3 protein-coding genes and 1 pseudogene are annotated in these 3193 nt (G+C 48.6%); 2 read left to right on the top strand and 2 right to left on the bottom strand.

The window, feature by feature from the left end; translation table 11 throughout:
- Both metZ and ACTHUE_RS13905 read left to right on the top strand, forming a co-directional pair.
- Window positions 1–1001 (top strand): O-succinylhomoserine sulfhydrylase (gene metZ / locus ACTHUE_RS13910; RefSeq protein ID WP_440423761.1); only part of this gene is annotated, 1001 nt, incomplete at its 5' end.
- An 88-nt stretch (window positions 1002–1089) separates the two neighbouring features.
- Window positions 1090–1296, top strand: a complete 207-nt coding sequence (locus tag ACTHUE_RS13905) for a DUF2788 domain-containing protein (RefSeq protein WP_003747401.1) — start codon at window positions 1090–1092, stop codon at window positions 1294–1296.
- 66 nt (window positions 1297–1362) lie between these two features.
- On the opposite strand, the gene ACTHUE_RS13900 is transcribed toward ACTHUE_RS13905, so the two are convergent.
- Together ACTHUE_RS13900 and ACTHUE_RS13895 are read right to left on the bottom strand one after the other, a co-directional pair.
- Window positions 1363–2154, bottom strand: coding sequence for a Cof-type HAD-IIB family hydrolase (locus ACTHUE_RS13900; protein ID WP_070461633.1), 792 nt, complete (start codon window positions 2152–2154; stop codon window positions 1363–1365).
- 198 nt (window positions 2155–2352) lie between these two features.
- A pseudogene (locus ACTHUE_RS13895) lies at window positions 2353–3193 on the bottom strand (3'-5' exonuclease); the annotation flags it as partial.

The raw sequence follows: 3193 nt of genomic DNA, 5'->3' as shown, positions 1-3193 counted from the left end.
GTACAGCCAATCCGACTACTGCCGCTTTTGAAAAACGCATTGCTGCATTGGAAGGCGCAGAGCGCGCGGTAGCCACTTCGACCGGTATGTCCGCGATTCAGGCAGCGTTTTTTACCTTCTTGCAAGCTGGTGATCATGTTATTTCCAGCCGCAGTCTGTTTGGTACGACTGTTGGTTTTATCAATAATATCGTAACTAAGTTCGGCATCGAGGTCAGTCATGTGTCGCCAACCGATTTGAACGAGTGGAAAGCCGCGGTTAAAGACAATACCAAATTGCTGTTTTTGGAAACGCCGTCCAACCCTTTGGGCGAAGTTGCCGATTTGGAAGCTTTGGCCGAACTGGCACACAGCATCGGTGCGCTTTTGGTAGTGGACAACAGCCTCTTGTCGCCAGTCGGCTCGCAGCCTTTGAAACACGGTGCGGATATTTCTGTTTCTTCCGCAACCAAAGCGATTGATGGTCACGGCCGCGTGATGGGCGGCGTGTTGGCCGGTTCGGAAGAATTGATGACGCAAGTTGCCATGTATTGCAACTCTTGCGGTTTGGCGATGTCTCCGTTTAACGCATGGCAGCTGTTAAGCGGCGTGGAAACTCTGTCGCTGCGTATGGAAAAACAATACGACAATGCGCTGAAAATCGCGCAATGGTTGAAAGAGCAACCGCAAGTCCAAGCCGTGTACTACACCGGTTTGCCCGACCATCCGCAAGCCGAACTGATCCGCAAACAGCAAAATGGCGGCGGTATCGTCGTGGGTTTTGAAGTTGCAGACCAAGAAGAAGCATGGAAAATCGTGGACGGCGTAGAACTCTTTTCCCGTACTGCCAACCTCGGCGATGTGCGCTCGACCATCACCCATCCGTGGACAACCACGCACGGCCGGATGCAGCCTGAAGAAAAACTCGCCGCCAATATCCGCCCGGGCTTGATACGCCTCTCTGTTGGTTTGGAACACATCGACGATTTGATTGATGATTTGCAACAAGCATTGAACAAATAATCTAAAAACAAATTGCAGACGGCCTTAAATTTTAATAGGCCGTCTGAAAGCAATTAAACACACATCTTAAGAATAAAAGGAAAAAATAATGTCTGAAGCAGAATTCGCCTCGTGGGCAATGAAAATCCTCCTCACCGGCCTGATTATCTTTTTGGGCTTTATCGTTTGGAACTTGGGTAAAGAATCCAAAGCCGGCAAATTCGGCATTGCCATGCTCTTCTTGGTTTTGGGCTTGGGTGTGTTTGGATTCGTATTTAAAGAGTTGCTGATTAGCTTTTTGGTATTGCCAAAGTAAGCAGAAAGTTTATAGATAGAACAAGGCCTTCTGAAAAAATGTTCAGACGGCCTTTTGATTTGAAATTTAAATTACGCCCAATTCTTGCAAGCCGCGCAAGACGCCATCTTCATCAACACTTGGGCAGACGAATTGTGTGGCCGCTTTGGCTGCTTCTTCGCCATTGCCCATGGCAACGCCAAAGCCGACGGTTGACAGCATTTCCAAGTCGTTGAAGCTATCACCGAATGCCATCACTTTGCTCATATCAATGCCCAGTTTTTCCACTGCGTGGGTGATGCCCCGTGCTTTTGAACCTTCTTTGCGCAGCAGGTCCACGGCATATTCATGCCAGCGGACGGATTTGAAGCCGTGTTGCTGGGTTAGCGGTTGCAGGATTTTTTCTTCTTCTTTATCCACAAATACCAACATTTGATAAACAGGCTGTTTTCGGAAATATTCTTTATCCATCAGGAAGTTGGGCAGGATATGCGATAAGCCTTCGGCAACGCGCGGCGAATGGGAGGAAACGGCAATTTCTTGGTTGTTGACGAATGCGTAGTCTATTTTATGTTGTTCAAGCAGGTTGATGGCTGTTTCGATGTCGGCAATGTCCAAGGGGTAGCTTTGCAGGGGTTCGCCGTGAAAGGAAATATATTGGCCGTTGATGGTAACGAGCATGTCGATACCGCATTCTTGAATCAAGGCTTTGACTTTGGCGGGAATGGCGGCTTCCGGACGGCCGGTGGCAATGGCAGTCAAAATGCCTTTGGCTTTCAATTCGTGCATGGCTTTGGGAACTGAGGGACGCAGGGTATCCGTGTATTTGCGGTAGAGGGTGTCGTCGATGTCAAAGAAGATGATTTCAGGGTTGTTCATGGTTTACTCGTTGGGCTGGGTATACACAGCTTTCATTGAAAATTGTGTGAACAGCTTGTGTATAAATTGGTTTAGTATTTGATTGCTATTATAAAAATAAGTTCTGATTAAATTTTAGGCAGATTTTTATTTTGGGAATAAAGCGGAAAGTTATTCACAATAGGCCGTCTGAAAATTTGGTTTTTAGACGGCCTTGTTTTAAGCAATCAAACGGATATTTTCTTTGTCTTGCCTGAATTTGTTTTTAATCACGAGAGGCAGGCTGCTGTCGAAATACCAGCTGCCGTCAGGCAATGCCAACGCACCGCCGGCGCAGAGCAGGGTAATGCTGTTTCCGGTCAGGGGGTCGGTTTCGGTAATTTCAATTTCGTGCGCTTTGCCCCAATCGGTTACGGGGAGTAGGGCGGCAAGCTCGGTAATGCGTTGGTTTTGATGTTTGATGCCGTTTGGCTGGCGGCAGTTGCCATTGCATTTGCCGACAGCCTCGACGGGGCAGGGTTCTCCCTTTGCGTAGCTGGTCGGTAAAATGTGGAGCGAATCTGGGCAGAGCCTGTGTTCTTGCGACCATTGAGTCAAAGCGCGTTTGGCTGCTTTTTTGTGGGCAAACAAACCGTAAGGACGCCAGTTTCTGGTGCCGCTATTTAACAAGACAATGCGTGCTTGAAGGCTGCCGTGTTCGTCCGCGATAAAGCGGACGGTAGAAAACGATGTAGACTTTTCAGACGGCATCAGTTGGTATTCCTGCATGGTCTGGGCTTTGAGCCATAATGTATGAAGCTGTCCGACTGCCGGAATAAAACGGATGGAGGTTGCGGCTTTGATATGCGGCGGCAGTTTTTTGCTGTGCAGAAGGGTGGCGGTTTCACTGTATGCGCGTTCGTGTGCTTCAATGGCTTGGGCTTTGCTGAAATGGTCAAACCAAACCAATACGCCGTAACTGTCGGGCAGGGCATAGAGCTGTTGGGCAAGCGAATCAGGCAGCCAAGTGGGCAACATTTTCGGATTCATCAATACACGGACGTGTTCGTCCCATTGTTGA

Source organism: Neisseria sp. P0021.S005 (assembly GCF_051956955.1).
Note: the sequence above shows the minus strand (reverse complement) of the source record. Positions and strands in the feature narration are given on the sequence as shown.